Here is a 15,955-nt window from a genome sequence, read left to right on the forward strand (position 1 = left end):
ATGCCGCAGCGAGAGCCCGCGCGGTCAGTCGCCGCCGTGCAGGTCGACCACGAGGCGCGTGATGTCGCGCACGAGGTCGAGGGGCAGCGGCTTCGAGTACGGCAGGTTCACCGTGTCCTTCGCCGCGCGCCACGGTGCAATGCGCTCCTCGAGCTCGCCGTCGGTGTGCGGTACGGGATAGAGGCCGATGTGCTTCTTCCAGCCCGCGAAGTGCAGCCAGTACCGGCCCTGGATCGCGACGCCCGGGATGTCGTAGCGGAGCTTCTCCTCGGCATCGGGCAGCACCTCGTGGATCGCCGCGCGCACCGCGGCGAGGCGTTCGGCGGGTTCGCCCTCGAACGTGGCGAGGTACTCGTCGACCGTGGTGGGCTTGGACGGGGTGTCGTTCATGCGATGTCCTCCACTCTCAGGCCGCCGCGCCAGCCGGCGCCGACGGGAACGCGCGTTGCGCTGATGCGCCCGGTGCGGGCGAACTCGACCCAGGCCGAGCGCAGCGCGGCGCCCGCCTCGACGAGGGTGCTCGCCCCGTCGGGTGCGAGCAGGGCCGCGCGCGACCACGCGGCCTCGTTCGGGAACAGCAGCGGCAGCTCGATCGCGTGTGCGGCACCGAGCGGGCTGCCGTCGGGCCGGCCGTCGAAGACGCCGACCTGCACCGAGGCGCCGCCCCGGGCGAGCAGCTTGGCGAATCGGCGACCGTCGCGGGAGTACACGGCCCTCGTCGTGGCGTTCACGACCACGCGGCGGGCGAGCGCGCCGATGAGGGGCACGCGGAACAGCCGCTCGAGCCTCGGCACGGTGCCGAGGTAGAACATCGTCTCGTCGGTGGTCCACGTGACGAGCACCTCGAGTCCGGGCGCGCGGCGCGTCCAGGCAGTGGGGACGTCGGCCTCGACGGGCAGCGGCGCGTGGCCGTACTCGGTGCCGAAGGCCATGCTCGATCGCAGTCCGAACCCGGTGCCGGCCTGCTTCGCGACGAGTTGCCTGGCGCCGAGTTCGTCGGCCGTGGCATCCGCCGGGATCTCGCCGATGGCGGCGCGCATCTTCGCCTGCATCTCGTCGCGGTCGGTGCGGATGCCGAAAGGGGCGCTCTGCAGCACGGCCCGCGTGATGAGTCCGTCGGTGCCGTCGGCCGCGAGCACGTGCGCGAGCGCGTCGGCACCGGAGGACTGCCCGAACACGGTGACCTGCTCGGGGTCGCCGCCGAAGCCCGCGACATGCTCGCGCACCCAGCGGAGCGCGGTGATCACGTCGAGCAGGCCGAGGTTGCCTGGTCGTGCCCTGCCTGGTGCGCTGCCTGGTGCGCCGTCGGCCGAGGCGACGGTGCCGGCCGAGCCATCGCCGATGAAGCCGAGCAGTCCGAGCCGGAACGTCGGCGCGACGACGAGCACGCCGTGCTCGCGCGCCAGGGCCGACGGATCGAAGCCCGGCAGGTCGCCCGCGTTCGAGACGTGCGCGCCGCCGTGGATCCACACCATCACGGGCAGCGGCCGCTCGACGACGGCGGGGCGGGTGATCGTGACGCGCAGGCAGTCCTCGTCGAACGTGGCGCCCTCGAGCGGTTCGCCGAGCACGGCGGCACTCGGGCTCGGCGGCTGCGGGCACGCGATCGTCGTGAACTGCAGGTCGGCGCAGGACACCGGGTCGGGCTCGACGGGCTCGGCGACCGCGAACCGCTCGGCTCGGCCGTAGCGGATGTTGCGGATGCGCTGGACGCCGTCGTCCTCGACGGCGAGGAACGCGCCCCACGGCGTCTCGACGGTGGCGAGGTCGGGAAGCCGGGGCGCCCGCTCGGAGAGGTCGGTCATCGCACGATTCTGCCGCAGGAGGGTGGTTCGCGGCCATCATCTCGAGCGATCGATTCGACCGCTCGGACGTGACGAGCTGCGGGCGCGAGGGCGGCCCCCGGCTCAGGCGGTTTCCGCGCGCGGGTCGGTCTCCTGCCGGACGCGGGTCGGTCGGCCGCAGCTCGCGTGCGGGTGCTGCGGGGTCAGGCGACGTCGGCCGCGTCGGCGGGGTCGCCCGTGCTCACGACGTCGGCCGCGGCATCCGCGTACTCGGTGTCGACGAGGATCGGCAGGTGATCGCTCGAGCCGCGCGGCAGCGTCTCGACCTTGCGGATCGTGAAGCCCGCCGAGGTCGCGAGGTCGAAGTGCCCGCGGAAGAACTTGTAGCGCGTGTAGGTGCGGCTGTCGCTGAGCGTCAGGTCGTAGCCGGCCTCGCGCACCTTCTCGGCCAGGTTGTCCTTGAAGATCGGGTAGTTGTAGTCGCCGACCATGAGGGTCGGCAGGTTCGGCCCGAGCAGCTGCAGTTCGCCGAGCGCGGCCTTGATCTGGTGGCGGCGCAACGAGTTCAGCGCGGTGAGCGGGGCCGCGTGGAACGACGCCACGATCGCCTCGCGCCCGTGGACGCGGTCGAACACCCGGGCGCCGAGCAGGCGCTCGTGCGCCGGACGCAGCACGCGATCGTGCATCGACTTCTTCAGGGCGACCGTGCGGAGGCTGCGCACCTCGATGCGGTCGGGCCGGTAGTAGACCGCCAGGCCGAGTCGGCTGCCCACGGTCGAGTGCGCGAGGCGAAGCCGCCCGACGTGCTCGGCGAGGTCGAGGGTGTCGCACTCCTGCAGGCAGACGACGTCGGGCGAGTACCGCTCGTCGAGCGCCGCGAGTTCGGAGATCGCGCGATGCTTGCGGAGGTTGTAGCTGATCACCAGCATCCGATCAGAATATGGCCTCGGCGTGGGTTTCAGCTGGGGGTTGCATGGCATTTCACGGCGTGTTCACGGGTGCGCCGGAGTGGCAGGATGGCAGGTATGCTGCGTCGCGAGGTCGGGAACCGGTCATGAGCGAGGTCGCCGATGCCCGCGCCGAGCTGCGCGCCCTCTGCGAACGGGGCATCACGTGGCACACCGACGTTCCGCGTTGGGCGACGGATGCCGCAGACCATCGCCCGGCCGCGGTGCTCGTGCTCTTCGGGGTGCTCGACGCCCTGCCCGCGAGGGCCGGAGGGACGGCACGCGGTGCCGGCACCGCACCCGTCGCGCGCGACCTCGACGTGCTGCTGCTGCGCCGGGCGGCGACCCTCGGCAGCCACCCGGGGCAGATCGCGTTCCCCGGCGGGCGCATCGAGGAGGCCGACGACGGCCCCGTCGGCGGGGCGCTGCGCGAGGCCGCCGAGGAGACCGGCGTCGACCCCGCCGACGTCGAGCCGCTCGGCACGCTCGCGCCGCTGCCGGTGCCGGTGAGCAACCACCTCGTGACCCCGGTGCCGGCCTGGTGGACGAGGCCGTCGCGGGTCGCGGCGGTCGATCACGACGAGTCGGTCGAGGTGTTCCGGGTGCCGGTGGCCGACCTGCTCCACCCGGCGAACCGAGGCAGCACCGAGATGCCGTTCGGCGGACGGGTCTACCGCGGCGCCGCCTTCACGGTCGGCGGCCGCGTGGTGTGGGGCTTCACCGCGCTGGTGCTCGCGCGCATGTTCGACGAGCTCGGCTGGACCGAGCCGTGGAACGAGGACCGCATCGTCGAACGCGACGACCTGTCGCAGTGACTGCGCGAACGAGAGGACGAAGTCGGATGAGAGTCGCCGTCGCCGGAGGAACCGGGACCGTCGGACGCCACGTGGTGGCAGCCGCTCGCGAACGCGGGCACGAGGTGGTCGTGCTGACCCGCTCGAACGGCGTCGACCTGATCGGCGGCACCGGAGTCCGGGCGGCGCTCGAGGGCGTCGACGCCGTCATCGACACGTCGAACACGAACACCATGTCGGCGGGCGGCGCGACCGCGTTCTTCAGGTTCGTGACGAAGACCCTGCTCGACGCCGAGCAGGCGGCCGGCGTCGGGCATCACGTCGTGCTCTCGATCGTGGGTGTCGACCGCGGGTCGTACGGCTACTACGCCGGCAAGGTCGCCCAGGAGCACGCGGTCGAGGTGGGCGCCGTGCCGTTCACGATCATGCGGGCGTCGCAGTTCCACGAGTTCGCCGGGCAGATGCTGCGGGCCTTCTCGGTCGCCGGCGTGCATCTCGCGCCGCGGTTCCCGTCGCAGCCGGTCGCCGCGCGCGAGGTGGGGGAGCGGCTCGTCACGCTCGCCGAGCGGGGCGCGTCGGGTCGCAGCGCGGACTTCGCCGGTCCGCAGCGCGAGGACATCGGCGACATGGTGCTCCGCCTCGCCCGGGCTCGCGGCCTTCGCGGCCCCGTCGTGCCGGTGACCATGCCCGGCCCGCAGTTCGCCGCCATGCGTCGGGGCGAGACGCTGCCCGGCCCCGATGCGGTGCTCGGCACGCAGACGTTCGAGGCCTGGCTACGAACCTCCGACGCCGCTGCCTCCGACGCCGCCTCCGACGCCGCCGCTCGCAGCTGAGGCCGGCGCGAGCCTGACCATCCAACGGGCGGGCTCGGCGAGCGGCTCGAAGCCGAACTTCGCGTAGAGGCCGTGCGCGTCGGCGGTCGCGAGCATCGTGCGGCGCAGGCCGAGCGGCTCGAGGTCCGCGACGACCCCCTCGATGAGCCCGACACCGACGCCGTTGCCGCGCACCGACGGATCGACGTACACGTCGCACAGCCAGGCGAACGTCACGCCGTCGGTCACGACCCGCGCGTAGGCGACCTGCGCGCCGGATGCCTCGTCGAAGACGCCGTAGTTGCGCGACCCGTCGATCGCGGCATCCTGTCGCTCGCGCGGCCGCCCGAGCGCCCAGTACGCGTCGGTCGAGAGCCAGTGGTGCACACGCTCGCGGTCGAGCTCGTCTCGGTCGGTGGAGAAGCGGTATCCGGGCTGCATCCCACCATCATCGGGCATGGGCCCGCGGCATCCGCCCGCTACTTCGACATGTCGAAGCCCGTGACCGCCTCGCCGGCGGGCGAGTACACGAGCAGCATCGCCCCGTTCGGGAACACCCGGGGCGGCTGCGCCAACGAGAACGCGGCCGGGACGCCGAAGTCGCCGTCGAAGAGCCGCTTGCCCGAGCCGAGCGCGACGGGGTAGACGTACAGGTTCAGCCGGTCGACGAGGCCCGCCGCGAGGAGCGACCTGGCGAGGTCGCCGCTGCCGACGACGTGGATGTCCTCGAACCGGTCCTTGAGCGGCCGCACCTGCTCGACGTCCGCGAGGGCCGTGGTGCCCTCCCAGCCGGGATCCGCGAGCGTGCGCGAGACGACGAACTTCGGCATCGCGTTGAACTTCACGGCGATCGGCTCGTCGCCACGGTACGGCCAGTACGCGCTGAAGATGTCGTAGGTGCGGCGGCCGAGCAGCAGGGCGTCCATGCGGTCGATGCCCTCGCCGATCGCGGCGCCGTTCTCCTCGTCGAGGTAGCGACCCTGCCAGCCGCCGAGCGCGAAGCCGCTCGATTCGTCCTCCTCGGGCCCGCCCGGCCCCTGGTAGACCCCGTCGAGGGTGATGAACAGGTCGACCGAGATGATGCCCATGGCGTGCTTCCTCGCATTCCGGTGATGGCCGACGCCCGGCGGGGCTCCGGCGCGTCCATCATAGGAAACGCATCGTCCATCCACAGGGGGTTGCGGGAAGCCCGGGTCACACTGGCGCCAGCCGCCCGGACACCGACCGGGCCAGGCCGGAAGGAGCAGCACATGGCGACGGACCCCAGGTGGATCGACGAGCACGGCGACGAGATCGACGAGGACCACCGCGGCCTCGTCTACGACATCCGCACGCTCGTCGACCGCAGGCGCGCACTCGGCATCTTCGGCGGCGTCGGGCTCACCGCGCTGCTCGCGGCGTGCTCGGCCGACCGGCCCGAGCAGACGGCGAGCGCGTCGCCGAGCGCGTCGGCCTCGGCATCCGCGACCCCGGCGCCCTCCGCGTCGGCCACAGCCTCCGGCCCGCTCGACGAGGTACCCGACGAGACCGGTGGGCCCTACCCCGGCGACGGCTCGAACGGCGTCAACGTGCTCGACGACTCGGGCATCGTGCGCAGCGACATCCGCTCGTCGTTCGGGTCGTCGTCGACGGTCGCGCAGGGCGTGCCGCTCACGATCGCGCTCACGGTGCGGGATGCCGCGACGGGCAGTGCGCTCGTCGGCGCCGGCGTGTACCTCTGGCACTGCGACCGCGACGGCGGCTACTCGCTCTACTCCAACGGGGTCGAGAACGAGAACTACCTGCGAGGGGTTCAGCAGACCGACGCGGCCGGCACGGTGACCTTCACCTCGATCTATCCGGCCTGCTACTCGGGCCGGTGGCCGCACATCCACTTCGAGGTCTACTCCGACGTCGCGACCGCCGTCGCGAGCGGCCCGATCGTGAAGACCTCGCAGATCGCGCTGCCGGAGGAGACGAACGCCGTCGTCTACGCCACCTCCGGCTACGAGCGGAGCGTGCGCAACGCGTCGCAGGTCAGCCTCTCGAGCGACAACGTGTTCAGCGACGACGGGGGCATCCACCAGATCGCGAACATGTCGGGCTCGGTCGCGGGCGGGTACGCGGCGGCGCTCACGATCGGGGTGTGACCCGGGTCTGCGCCGGTTGCCTCCGGGCGGCGAGCGACGGGCGGATGCCTCGAGCCGGCGTCAGCGCGCGCGGAACCGCCGCACGGCCTCCGTCGCGACCTCGTGGTCGATGACGTCGGGTTCGCCGGAGACCGTGATCGTGCCCACGAGCTCGCCGGCGACCCGGATCGGCAGGGAGCCGCCGTGAGCCCGCAGCGCGTCGTGGTCGACGTCGTCGCGCTCGCCGAAGGGCGTGCCGGCCTCCTCATGGCGACGCCGCACGAGCAGCGACGGCTCGCCGAACCGCTCGACCACGGCGGCCTTGCCGGCCAGCCACTCGTCGTTGTCCGGCCCGGTGTCGCGCAGCTTCGCCTGGAACACGACGTCGCCGCGCAGCACGACGCGCACCGCGAGGTTGAGGCGCCGCTGGCGGATCACCTCGATGGCCGTCACCCCGAGGTCGACCGCGTCGTCGTTGACGAACGCGTCGACGTCGAGGTGAGGCTGGGCCTCGAGGTCGGCGACGGTGAAGACGGGAAGTTCGGACATGTCGACTCCTCAGGGGCGGGTCCGCTCAGAGTAGTCGGGGCGGCACCCGTCGGGCGAGCGGATGTCGTTGAACGTCCGCTGTGCCGCGCGGGCCGTGCTCGGCCGGGCGGCCAGGCGGCCGGGCGTCGGGTGGTCGGGCGTCGGTGGTCGGTGGTCGGTGTCGGTGGTCGGTGCGAGACTGGCCCCGTGCTGCTCGACGAGCTCGTCACCACCGTCCAGACCGTCACCGCCACGCGCTCGCGACTGGCGAAGATCGAGGCGCTCGCCGAGCTGCTGGCGAGGCTCGAGCCCGACGAGATCGTGCCGGCCGTCGGCCTGCTCGTCGGCAAGCCGCGACAGGGGCGGCTCGGCGTGGGGTGGCGCGGCGTCGCGTCCGCCACCTCGGCGACGGAGCCCGCGGCCGAGGCCACGCTCACCGTCTCCGGGCTCGACGCCGCGTTCGAGCGGCTCGCCGCGGCATCCGGCACCGGCTCGAACCTCGACCGCACGCGCGAACTGCACGACCTGCTCGCCTCGGCGACCGCCGATGAGCAGGACTTCATCGCCAGGGCGCTGCTCGGCGAGATGCGCACGGGCGCGCTCGAGGGCGTGCTCGCCGACGCGGTCGCGAAGGCGGCCGACCGCCCGGCCGCGAGCGTGCGCCGCGCGGCGATGCTGCAGGGCGACCTCGGCGCCACCGCCCTGCTCGCGCTGACCGGCACGGCCGCCGACCTCGACGAGGTCGGACTCGTGGTCGGGCGCCCGGTGCTGCCCATGCTCGCGGCGACCGCGCCGACCGCCGCGGCGGCCGTCGAGACCACGGGCGAGGCCTCGGTCGAGTACAAGCTCGACGGTGCGCGCATCCAGGTGCACCGCCGAGGCGACGAGGTGCGCGTGTACACCCGCAACCTCGCCGACGTGACCCGCCGGTTGCCAGAGGTCGTCGACGTGGTGCGCTCGCTGCCCGTGCGCGACGTGATCCTCGACGGCGAGACGCTCGCGCTCGACGAAGACGGCGGGCCGCGTCCGTTCCAAGAGACGATGTCGCGCTTCGGTGCCGATGCCGCGCGCGAGACGCTGCTGCATCCGTGGTTCTTCGACGTGCTGCACATCGACGGGCGCGACCTCCTCGACGAGCCGCTGTCGACGCGCATCGCCGAACTCGCGCGCATCGCGCCGGCGCACCGCATCCCCGGCGAGATCACCGCCGACCCCGAGGTCGCCGAACGGGTCTCCCGCGAGGCGCTCGCCGCGGGCCAGGAGGGCGTCGTCGTGAAGGCGATCGACGCGACGTACGCCGCCGGTCGCCGTGGCGCGAGCTGGATCAAGGTCAAGCCCGTGCACACGTACGACCTCGTGGTGCTCGCCTGCGAGTGGGGCTCGGGCCGGCGCACCGGCCTGCTGTCGAACCTGCACCTCGGCGCGCTCGATCCCACCGGCGAGTTCGGCGAACCGGGTGCGTTCGTCATGGTCGGCAAGACGTTCAAGGGCCTCACCGACGAGCTGCTGCGCTGGCAGACCGAGCGGTTCCCCGAGATCGAGACGCGTCGCACCGCGAACACGGTGTTCGTCGAGCCCGTCACCGTCGTCGAGATCGCGATCGACGGCGTGCAGCGCTCGAGCCGCTATCCCGGCGGCATCGCGCTGCGATTCGCGCGCGTCAAGCGCTATCGCGACGACAAGCCCCCCGCCGAGGCCGACACCATCCAGACGCTTCGCGCCCTGCTGCGCGCCTGACCTCCGTGGCGGCGGCGACGCTCCGGGCGTAGCCTGTGGCCGTATCGGCGGGGCCGCCATCCGGCGATGGCGCCGCGCCCGGCAGAACCTGGGGGAGATCATGGCAAGCCTCGTCGTGCATTTCGAGATCCACGCGTCTGAGCCGCAGAAGCTCATCGACTTCTACTCCGAACTGCTCGGCTGGCGGTTCACGCAGTTCGGCGACATCCCGTACTGGTCGATCGACACCGGTGAGGGCGCGATCGGCAACGCGACCGGCGAGCCCGGATTCGGCATCAACGGCGGCCTCACGCAGCGGCTCGGCCCGAAGCCAGAGGTCGGGGCGCCGGTCACGGGGGCGAACTTCGTCGTGGGCGTCGAGGAGATCGACGCGACGTTCGCGAAGGGCCTCGCGCTCGGCGCCATCGAGGCCCTGCCGCTCGACGACATGCAGGGCATCGGCCGGGTCGGCTACCTGCTCGACCCCGACAACAACGTGTTCGGGCTCATCTCGCCGATCCTCTCCGACGGCACGAGCACGATGGGCCCCGTCGCCGACTGAGCTGCTCGCCGACCGCCGCCGAAGGGGCGCGGCGAGAGGACGACCTCGGGCGATTCCGCGGCTTCGCCACCGCCCGAGGCCGTCCTCTCGACGGCGCGCGGGATGACTCGCGCGGGGTCATCAGGCGGATGTCGGGCGGATGTCGGGCGCGGGCACGGGCGCCGGATCACGGTCCGGCAACGACCGCCAGGCACGCGCCCGTGCGCAGGATCCGCTCAGCCGCCCGCTCATATGCTGGAGGTCATGCTCGCGCTCATTCGCCACGGTCAGACCGACTGGAACTTCGCCGGACGACTGCAGGGACGAACCGACATCCCGCTCAACGCCGTGGGCCGAGCGCAGGCCCGCGCCGCGGCATCCGCGTTCTCCGGCGGCATGTGGCAGGCGGTCGTGAGCTCGCCGCTCGGGCGCGCGCGCGAGACCGCCGAGATCCTGGCCGACGCGCTCGATCTGCCCCTCGGCGGCACGTACGACGAACTCCTCGAGCAGGAGTACGGCGAGGGCGAGGGCGAGACGCTCACCGACCTCGCGGTGCGCTGGCCCGATCGGGCGATCCCGGGCAAGGAGCCCGACGACGAGGTCGGTCCGCGTGGGCTGCGGGGCCTCGAGCGCATCAGGCGCGACCACGGCGGCGCACCCGTGCTCGCGGTCGCGCACGGCGCCCTCATCCGGTTCACGCTCTCGAGCATCTCGGGCCACAACCCCCGTCACTACCCGCGCCTCGACAACCTCTCGAGTTCGCACGTCCGGTTCGAGGATGCCGCGTGGCGCGTGCACTCCGTCGGTGGCATCGACTTCGCCGAGGCCTCCCTCGACATCGAGCGGCGCGGGGCCGAGGTCGAGCGCGCCGCATAACCCTCGCGCGTCGACCGTGTTTCGGTTCGGAGACGGAACGCGCGCCGAGGGTCGGAGGGCCGCGCGACCGACGTAGACTCCGAAAATGGAGCCACCGGTCAGCACGACTCTGGTCGTGGTCGGCGACGAGGCGTCGCAGGCCATCCGCTCGCTCGAGCGCTTTCCGAACGTGCAGGCGGCGAGCCTCGCGGATGCCTCAGACGCCGAGGTCGTGCGCTGGTCGGCCGGAACGAGTGCGCCCTACGTCGTGCACGACCACGATCCGCTCGGCCACGTGGCGGCGGCGTGGGTGGAGTTCTTCGACGACCTGTCGACCTTCGGGGTGCTCGAGCTCGAGATCGAGCGGGCGCTCGACGCCGCCGGCCGGCGCGAGATGAGCGTGCCCGACTACTACGTCGTGCTGCATCCCGAGGGGTTGCCGGTCACGTGGAAGCACTGGTGGCTCGGCGTGCTCGCCGCGGAGTCGCCGACGCGCGTCATCCCGTGGCCGTCGGCGGACGCCTCGCTTGCGGCGCTGCTCAGGCGGCTGCCGACCGGGCGAGCCTGGCCCGAGGTGCAGTCCTGGCTGCCGCGCGTGCCCATGTCGGTGCCCGACCTGGTGGGGCTGCGTGGGCCGGAGACGCGTCCGGACGCCGCGTAGCCGGTCGTCGGCCTGATCTGCGGAGGTCACGAGCTCGCGGAGATCCCGGATGTCCCCGGCGACGCCGATGCCCGCCCCGGCTCGGCCGGTGCGGGCATCGTGTGGTGCGTCGCGCGAGTGCAGCTGCGGCATCCGCTCACGCGTCGGCGGGGGTGGGGGCGTCGGCCGTGGCCTTCACCTCGTGCTCGAGCGCCCAGGTGAGGGCGTACTCGGCGACCTCTTCCCAGCCCTCCTGCGAGACGATGCGGTGCGTGCGGCCCGCGAACTCCTTGTACTCGACGACCGAGGGGCTGCCGGTGGCGTGGTACTTCTTCACGATGGCCTTGCCGATGGCCGGCGGCACGACGTGGTCGATCTCGCCGGTGATGACGAGCAGCGGGGCGCGGTCGGCCCGTGCGTAGTCGACGTGGCTGACGCCGCCCTTCTCGTTGAAGGCGCCCGCGACGCCCTCGAAGAAGACCCTGTTGTACGAGTTCACCGCGAAGTCCTCCCAGATGGCGTCGGACTCGGCCCGCGAGAGGTCGTTGCCGAAGGTGAAGTGGAAGTGGCCCTTCGAGATCGGCTTGGCGCCGTTCTTGTCGAACGGGTTGGCGAGGATCGGGAACCCGGTGCGCAGCGTCGACGGCGGCAGGGTCGTGATGCCCGCGGGCTGGCCGGGGGTGACGCCGATGTAGGCGACGCCGAGGTCGCGGTCGGCGAGCATCTGGGTGAGCAGGCCGCCGAAGGAGTGGCCCATGATGATCGGCTTCTGGGGGAGTGCCCGGATGATGCGCTCGTAGTGGTCGGCGATCTGCTTCAGGCCGACGCCCTTGAGGGCCTCGGGGTTCGAGCGGATGTCGGCGACCTCGCGGTCGTCGATGCCGGGCCATCCCGGGCGGATCACCTGGTGGCCGCGGGCCTCGAAGTACTCGGCCCAGGTGTTCCAGCTCTTGGGGGTCATCCAGAGGCCGTGGACGAGGACGATGGGGGTCTTGTCGGTGGTGGTCATGATGCCTTCTCCTGTGGGTCGAACTGACTGAGATGTAAGTAGAACGAGTGGTCTACTTCCTGATGGATCTCAAGATAGACCCGATTCACAGCCGCTGTCAAGCAAAAAGAGAAAGATCGTTCTATCATTTACTTCATGGCAACACGAACCACATCTGCAGGCACCTCCGTCGCACGCGAGAAGCTCGTCGCCGCGGCATCCGACCTCTTCTATCGCGAGGGCATCCACGCCGTGGGCGTCGACCGCATCATCGGCGAGGCCGGCGTCACCCGCGCCACGTTCTACCGCCACTTCCCGGGCAAGGAGGACCTCGTCGAGGCGTACCTCGACGTCGAGGACGCGAACATCCGCGGTGCGTTCGAGCGCGCGGGCGAGGTGACCGACGACCCGGACCAGCTGCTCGAGCTCGTCATCGAGGGCCTGGCCGACGACGTCGCCCGGCTGCACACGCGCGGCTGCCCGTTCATCAACGCGGCGGCCGAGTACCCCGAGGCCGACAGCGGTGTGCGCGTCGCGGTGGGGGAGCACCGCGACTGGTTCCGCGGCACGCTCGAGGCGCTGCTCACGGCGGCGGGCAATCCCGATCCCGCGATCGCGGCCGGCCAGCTCGTGCTGGTGCGCGACGCCGCGATGGTCGGCGGCTACCTCGACGGATGGGAGCGGGTGCGCCCGGCGTTCGTCGACGCCGCCCGGCGGGCGGCGGGTCTCGCAGCCTGAGGCGAGCGGATGCCGCGGCCCGGCGCCGTGGCGATCTGTTGCGGCTCGACTCGCACCGCTCAGGTCGCAGCGCTATCGTCGAGGCATCCGTCTCGTCGCCCCGTCGCGACGCGATCGTGATCGCCCCCGTCCCGACCGGCCCGAATGGGTCGCTCGTGTCTGCCCTCCGGAAGGACTCCACCGCGCGATGACCGAGACCGCCTCGAAGACCTCGCGCGCCGTCGAGTGGGTGAAGGCGCGTCGCCGTCTCGTCGGCTGGACCACGCTCATCGCCGTCGTCGCGGTGGTCGTGGTCGTGCTGCTCGCCCGGTGGCTGCGCCAGAGCCCGGCCGGCGAGGAGTTCATCACGACCTACCCGGGCATCGTGCCGCCGCCGGAGGGCACGCCCGTCGGCATCCCGGCCTGGCTGGGCTGGCAGCACTTCCTGAACGTGTTCTTCCTGGTGCTCATCGTGCGCACGGGGTTCCAGCTGCGCTCGAAGCAGCGTCCGCCCGGGTTCTTCACGCGCGACAACACGCGCTGGCCGCGCACCAGGCGGGCTCCGCGCCGCCTCGGCATCTTCCTCTGGCTGCACCTCTGGCTCGACGCGTTCTGGGTGCTGAACGGCGTGCTGTACCTCGTGCTGCTCTTCGCGACCGGCCAGTGGCTGCGCATCGTGCCGACCGACTGGGCGGTCGTGCCGAACGCGCTCTCGGCCGCGCTGCAGTACGCGTCGCTCGAGTGGCCGACCGAGAACTCGTGGGTCGTCTACAACTCGCTGCAGCAGCTCGCCTACTTCGCGATCGTGTTCGTCGCGGCGCCGCTCGCGATCCTCACCGGTCTCAGGCTGTCGTCGGTCTGGCCCCCAGAGGGCCGCCTCGCGCGCGCCGTGCCCGAGCGCCTCGCGCGCGCCGTGCACTACCCGGTGATGCTCTTCTTCATCGCGTTCACGTTCGTGCACGTCGTGCTCGTCTTCACGACGGGGGCGTTGCGCAAGCTCAACCAGATGTACGCGGCGCGCGACGCCGACGACTGGGTCGGGTTCGTCGTGTTCGCGGCATCCGTCGTCGTGATCGCGGTCGCCTGGGTGCTCGCGAAGCCGCCGCTGCTCAAGCGCATCGCGGCCAAGGGCGGAACGGTGCGGGGCTGACGCGGTCGGTGCCTGCGGGTATCGTGCCGGGCGTGGAGCTCATCACGAACGACCGCCTCGACGACCTCGAACGCGAGCTCATCGGCCGGGTGCGCGGTCGCGTGCTCGAGATCGGCGCCGGCGACGGCGAGAACTTCGGGGCCTTCCACCCGGATGTCACGTGGACCGGCCTCGAACCCGACGCCGGCCGTCGCACCGAACTCGCGACGCGCGCACGCGAGTGGCGGCACGCGTCGACCCCGCTCGACGCGACGGCCGAGCGCATCCCGCTGCCAGACGCCTCGGTCGACGCGGTCGTCGGCACGTACGTGCTCTGCTCGGTGACGGATGTCGCGGCCGCCCTCGCCGAGGTGCGCCGGGTGCTCGTGCCGGGCGGTCGGGTCGTGTTCGTCGACCACGTCGCCGCGCCGCGGGGCACCGTCAAGCGCGTCGTGCAGAACGTGGCGACCCCGATCTCGACGTGGCTCGACCACGGATGCCACTGGAACCGCGACCCCGAACCCGAGCTCGCGGCCGCCGGGTTCGCGAGCGCCGACGTGCGGCGCCTGCGGGTGCGCTCGATGCCGTTCGGCCCCGTGCCCGTGCTGCTCTACGAGGGCGTCGCTCCCGCGCCGGTCGAGTAGCGGAGCGCATCGAGACCCTGTTCGTCGGCGCTGGTCTCGATGCGGCGCAAGCGCCTACTCGACCGGCGGCGTCGCCGCTCGTGCGGCGACGTCGTCGAGCACGGTGCGCGCGAGCATCGTGGCGCCGGCGACCGCCGCGGGCATCGTGAAGATCGCGCCGAGGGGCACCATGAAGCAGAGCTGCGTCGCGATGCCGAACCCGAGCAGGCGCACGCGGTGGCCGCGCAGCAGCGCCGCGCGCTCGGCGGCCTCGATGCCGCGTGCCTCGAACGCACGGCCGGTGAGCTCCCAGGCGAGCAGCCGGCCCGAGAGCACGACGCCGAGCACGGGGGCCAGCACGCCGCCGATGAGCGGGATCAGGCCGCTGAGGCCGACGCCGAGCGAGACGAGCACGCCGAGCGCGATGAACGAGACCGCATCGCCGGCCGAACGCCAGAACCCGATGCCGTCGCCGGTGGGTTCGCCGCCGAGATCCTGCTCGACGGCGAGCCAGATGCGCTCGTAGAACGGGTCGCCGACCATGAGGGTGAGCCCGGTGAACGTCACGGCGGCGAGCACGGTGGCGCCGCCGAGCAGGAGTGCGCCGATGGCGGTGCGGGTGAGCGTCGCCCACGGCTCGACCCAGTCTGCGGCGAACGGGGTCGCCCAGACGGTGATGCCCGGCAGGCTGACCCCCAGCGCCACCAGGCCCGCGAGCACCACGACCCAGACGATCGCGGCGGGCACGAGTCCGAGCAGCATGGCGCCCGGCTGCCGCCGCCAGAAGCCGAAGCCGCGCAGCAGCATGCGCACGCCGAGCAGGAACCGTTGCACCATCGGGGAACAGCCTAGGCTGGCCCGGTGACGGCCAGCCACCGCAGCACCCACCCCGATCGAGGAAGCCGAATGCCGAGCCCAGTGCCGATCGCGCTCGACGTTCCCCTCGCCGACGGGCGCGTGCTTCGCGCCTACGACACCGGTCCGGTGGCGGATGCCGCGGGCGGGCGAGTGCTGATGTGGCACCACGGGTCGCCGCAGACCGGTGCCCCGCTCGAGCCGGTGGTGGCCGCAGCGGCGGCGCGCGGCATCCGCGTGATCTCCTACGCCCGGCCCTCGTACGGCGGATCGTCGCCGCGGCCGGGTCGCGACGTCGCCTCGGCGGCCGACGACGCGGTGGCGGTCGCGGATGCGTTCGACGTCGACCGGTTCGCGAGCATGGGCGCCTCGGGCGGCGGCCCGCATGCGCTCGCGGGCGCGGCGCGGCATCCGGATCGCGTCACCGGCGTCGTGACCCTGGCGGGCATCGCCCCGTTCACCGACCGCTTCGACTGGTTCGCCGGCATGCGCTCGCCGGGCGGACTGCACGCCGCGCAGCAGGGGCGCGCCGCGCGCGCACGCTTCGCCGAGGTCGACGAGTTCGACCCCGAGCAGTTCCTGCCGGTCGACTTCGCGGCCCTCGACGGCGCCTGGTCCGACCTCGGGGCGGATGTCGCGAAGTCGGCCGCGTTCGGCGACGACGGGCTCATCGACGACGACGTCGCGTTCGCGAACCCCTGGGGCTTCGAACTCGCCGAGGTCGCCTCGCCCGTGCTCGTGGTGCAGGGCGAGGGCGACCGGGTGGTCCCGCGCACCCACGCCTCGTGGATGCTCGCGCACCTGCCCGACGCCACGCTCTGGATGCGCCTCGACGACGGGCACGTCTCGGTGCTCGGCGTCGTGCCCGACGCGATGGACTGGCTGCTCGCGCGCTGACCCGAGCCGCACCAGACTGGG

The 15,955-nt window shown here is 72.4% G+C and carries 19 protein-coding genes; 11 read left to right on the plus strand and 8 right to left on the minus strand.

Annotation, left to right across the window (positions count from 1 at the left end):
* Positions 1-24: 24 nt before the first annotated feature.
* From ABIC29_RS03485 to ABIC29_RS03495, 3 genes are all read right to left on the minus strand, one after another.
* The gene (locus ABIC29_RS03485; RefSeq protein WP_116080859.1) at positions 25-390 is read right to left on the minus strand and encodes an iron chaperone; all 366 of its coding nucleotides are present in this window, start codon (positions 388-390) and stop codon (positions 25-27) included.
* Positions 387-1,805, minus strand: a complete 1,419-nt coding sequence (locus ABIC29_RS03490) for a carboxylesterase family protein (protein WP_116080860.1) — start codon at positions 1,803-1,805, stop codon at positions 387-389. Before ABIC29_RS03490 ends, ABIC29_RS03485 begins: the two co-directional genes overlap by 4 nt.
* A gap of 182 nt (positions 1,806-1,987) precedes the next feature.
* Positions 1,988-2,713 (minus strand): endonuclease/exonuclease/phosphatase family protein, encoded by a 726-nt coding sequence (locus ABIC29_RS03495; RefSeq protein WP_116080861.1) that lies wholly within the window; start codon positions 2,711-2,713, stop codon positions 1,988-1,990.
* 125 nt (positions 2,714-2,838) lie between these two features.
* Between ABIC29_RS03495 and ABIC29_RS03500 the strand changes: the two genes are divergently transcribed.
* Together ABIC29_RS03500 and ABIC29_RS03505 are read left to right on the plus strand one after the other, a co-directional pair.
* Positions 2,839-3,546 carry an NUDIX hydrolase gene (locus tag ABIC29_RS03500; protein WP_354242776.1) on the plus strand — a complete coding sequence of 236 codons (708 nt, stop codon included), beginning with the start codon at positions 2,839-2,841 and terminating at the stop codon, positions 3,544-3,546.
* 26 nt (positions 3,547-3,572) lie between these two features.
* On the plus strand, positions 3,573-4,358 hold the full coding sequence (locus ABIC29_RS03505; RefSeq protein ID WP_116080863.1) for an SDR family oxidoreductase: 786 nt from the start codon (positions 3,573-3,575) through the stop codon (positions 4,356-4,358).
* On the opposite strand, the gene ABIC29_RS03510 is transcribed toward ABIC29_RS03505, so the two are convergent.
* Both ABIC29_RS03510 and ABIC29_RS03515 read right to left on the minus strand, forming a co-directional pair.
* Positions 4,299-4,796, minus strand: coding sequence for a GNAT family N-acetyltransferase (locus tag ABIC29_RS03510; RefSeq protein WP_116080864.1), 498 nt, complete (start codon positions 4,794-4,796; stop codon positions 4,299-4,301). The genes ABIC29_RS03505 and ABIC29_RS03510 overlap by 60 nt on opposite strands.
* A 20-nt stretch (positions 4,797-4,816) precedes the next feature.
* Positions 4,817-5,425: a dihydrofolate reductase family protein gene (locus ABIC29_RS03515; protein WP_354242780.1), complete on the minus strand. Its 609-nt coding sequence runs from the start codon at positions 5,423-5,425 to the stop codon at positions 4,817-4,819.
* A gap of 162 nt (positions 5,426-5,587) precedes the next feature.
* Here ABIC29_RS03515 and ABIC29_RS03520 point away from each other — a divergent pair, with 162 nt between their 5' ends.
* A complete protein-coding gene (locus tag ABIC29_RS03520; RefSeq protein ID WP_354242783.1) occupies positions 5,588-6,466 on the plus strand; it encodes an intradiol ring-cleavage dioxygenase in 879 nt (292 codons plus the stop codon).
* Between the two features lie 60 nt (positions 6,467-6,526).
* Here the strand turns inward: ABIC29_RS03520 and ABIC29_RS03525 are convergent, their stop codons facing one another.
* Complete coding sequence (locus ABIC29_RS03525) at positions 6,527-6,994, minus strand: heme-degrading domain-containing protein (RefSeq protein ID WP_116080867.1); 468 nt, start codon at positions 6,992-6,994, stop codon at positions 6,527-6,529.
* Between the two features lie 186 nt (positions 6,995-7,180).
* Between ABIC29_RS03525 and ABIC29_RS03530 the strand changes: the two genes are divergently transcribed.
* The 4 genes from ABIC29_RS03530 to ABIC29_RS03545 all read left to right on the plus strand — a co-directional run bounded on the left by ABIC29_RS03530 (position 7,181) and on the right by ABIC29_RS03545 (position 10,746).
* Complete coding sequence (locus ABIC29_RS03530; protein WP_354242787.1) at positions 7,181-8,710, plus strand: ATP-dependent DNA ligase; 1,530 nt, start codon at positions 7,181-7,183, stop codon at positions 8,708-8,710.
* A gap of 100 nt (positions 8,711-8,810) precedes the next feature.
* Positions 8,811-9,251: a VOC family protein gene (locus ABIC29_RS03535; RefSeq protein ID WP_116080869.1), complete on the plus strand. Its 441-nt coding sequence runs from the start codon at positions 8,811-8,813 to the stop codon at positions 9,249-9,251.
* 243 nt (positions 9,252-9,494) lie between these two features.
* A complete protein-coding gene (locus ABIC29_RS03540; RefSeq protein WP_354242790.1) occupies positions 9,495-10,106 on the plus strand; it encodes a histidine phosphatase family protein in 612 nt (203 codons plus the stop codon).
* An 85-nt stretch (positions 10,107-10,191) separates the two neighbouring features.
* Complete coding sequence (locus tag ABIC29_RS03545) at positions 10,192-10,746, plus strand: hypothetical protein (RefSeq protein ID WP_147309120.1); 555 nt, start codon at positions 10,192-10,194, stop codon at positions 10,744-10,746.
* Between the two features lie 136 nt (positions 10,747-10,882).
* Here ABIC29_RS03545 and ABIC29_RS03550 read toward each other — a convergent pair whose 3' ends face one another.
* Complete coding sequence (locus tag ABIC29_RS03550; protein ID WP_354242793.1) at positions 10,883-11,734, minus strand: alpha/beta hydrolase; 852 nt, start codon at positions 11,732-11,734, stop codon at positions 10,883-10,885.
* A gap of 135 nt (positions 11,735-11,869) precedes the next feature.
* Here ABIC29_RS03550 and ABIC29_RS03555 point away from each other — a divergent pair, with 135 nt between their 5' ends.
* The 3 genes from ABIC29_RS03555 (at position 11,870) to ABIC29_RS03565 (ending at position 14,203) form a co-directional block, all read left to right on the plus strand.
* Complete coding sequence (locus tag ABIC29_RS03555; RefSeq protein WP_354242796.1) at positions 11,870-12,451, plus strand: TetR/AcrR family transcriptional regulator; 582 nt, start codon at positions 11,870-11,872, stop codon at positions 12,449-12,451.
* Positions 12,452-12,638: 187 nt separating this feature from the next.
* Positions 12,639-13,580, plus strand: a complete 942-nt coding sequence (locus tag ABIC29_RS03560; RefSeq protein WP_354242798.1) for a cytochrome b/b6 domain-containing protein — start codon at positions 12,639-12,641, stop codon at positions 13,578-13,580.
* Between the two features lie 32 nt (positions 13,581-13,612).
* Positions 13,613-14,203 (plus strand): class I SAM-dependent methyltransferase, encoded by a 591-nt coding sequence (locus ABIC29_RS03565; protein WP_199471315.1) that lies wholly within the window; start codon positions 13,613-13,615, stop codon positions 14,201-14,203.
* Between the two features lie 54 nt (positions 14,204-14,257).
* Here the strand turns inward: ABIC29_RS03565 and ABIC29_RS03570 are convergent, their stop codons facing one another.
* On the minus strand, positions 14,258-15,019 hold the full coding sequence (locus ABIC29_RS03570; protein WP_354242801.1) for an EI24 domain-containing protein: 762 nt from the start codon (positions 15,017-15,019) through the stop codon (positions 14,258-14,260).
* 69 nt (positions 15,020-15,088) lie between these two features.
* Between ABIC29_RS03570 and ABIC29_RS03575 the strand changes: the two genes are divergently transcribed.
* The gene (locus ABIC29_RS03575) at positions 15,089-15,934 is read left to right on the plus strand and encodes an alpha/beta fold hydrolase (RefSeq protein WP_354242804.1); all 846 of its coding nucleotides are present in this window, start codon (positions 15,089-15,091) and stop codon (positions 15,932-15,934) included.
* The last annotated feature ends 21 nt before the right edge of the window (positions 15,935-15,955 follow it).

The sequence above is a fragment of the Agromyces sp. PvR057 genome (genome assembly GCF_040547485.1).
GTDB lineage: Bacteria > Actinomycetota > Actinomycetes > Actinomycetales > Microbacteriaceae > Agromyces.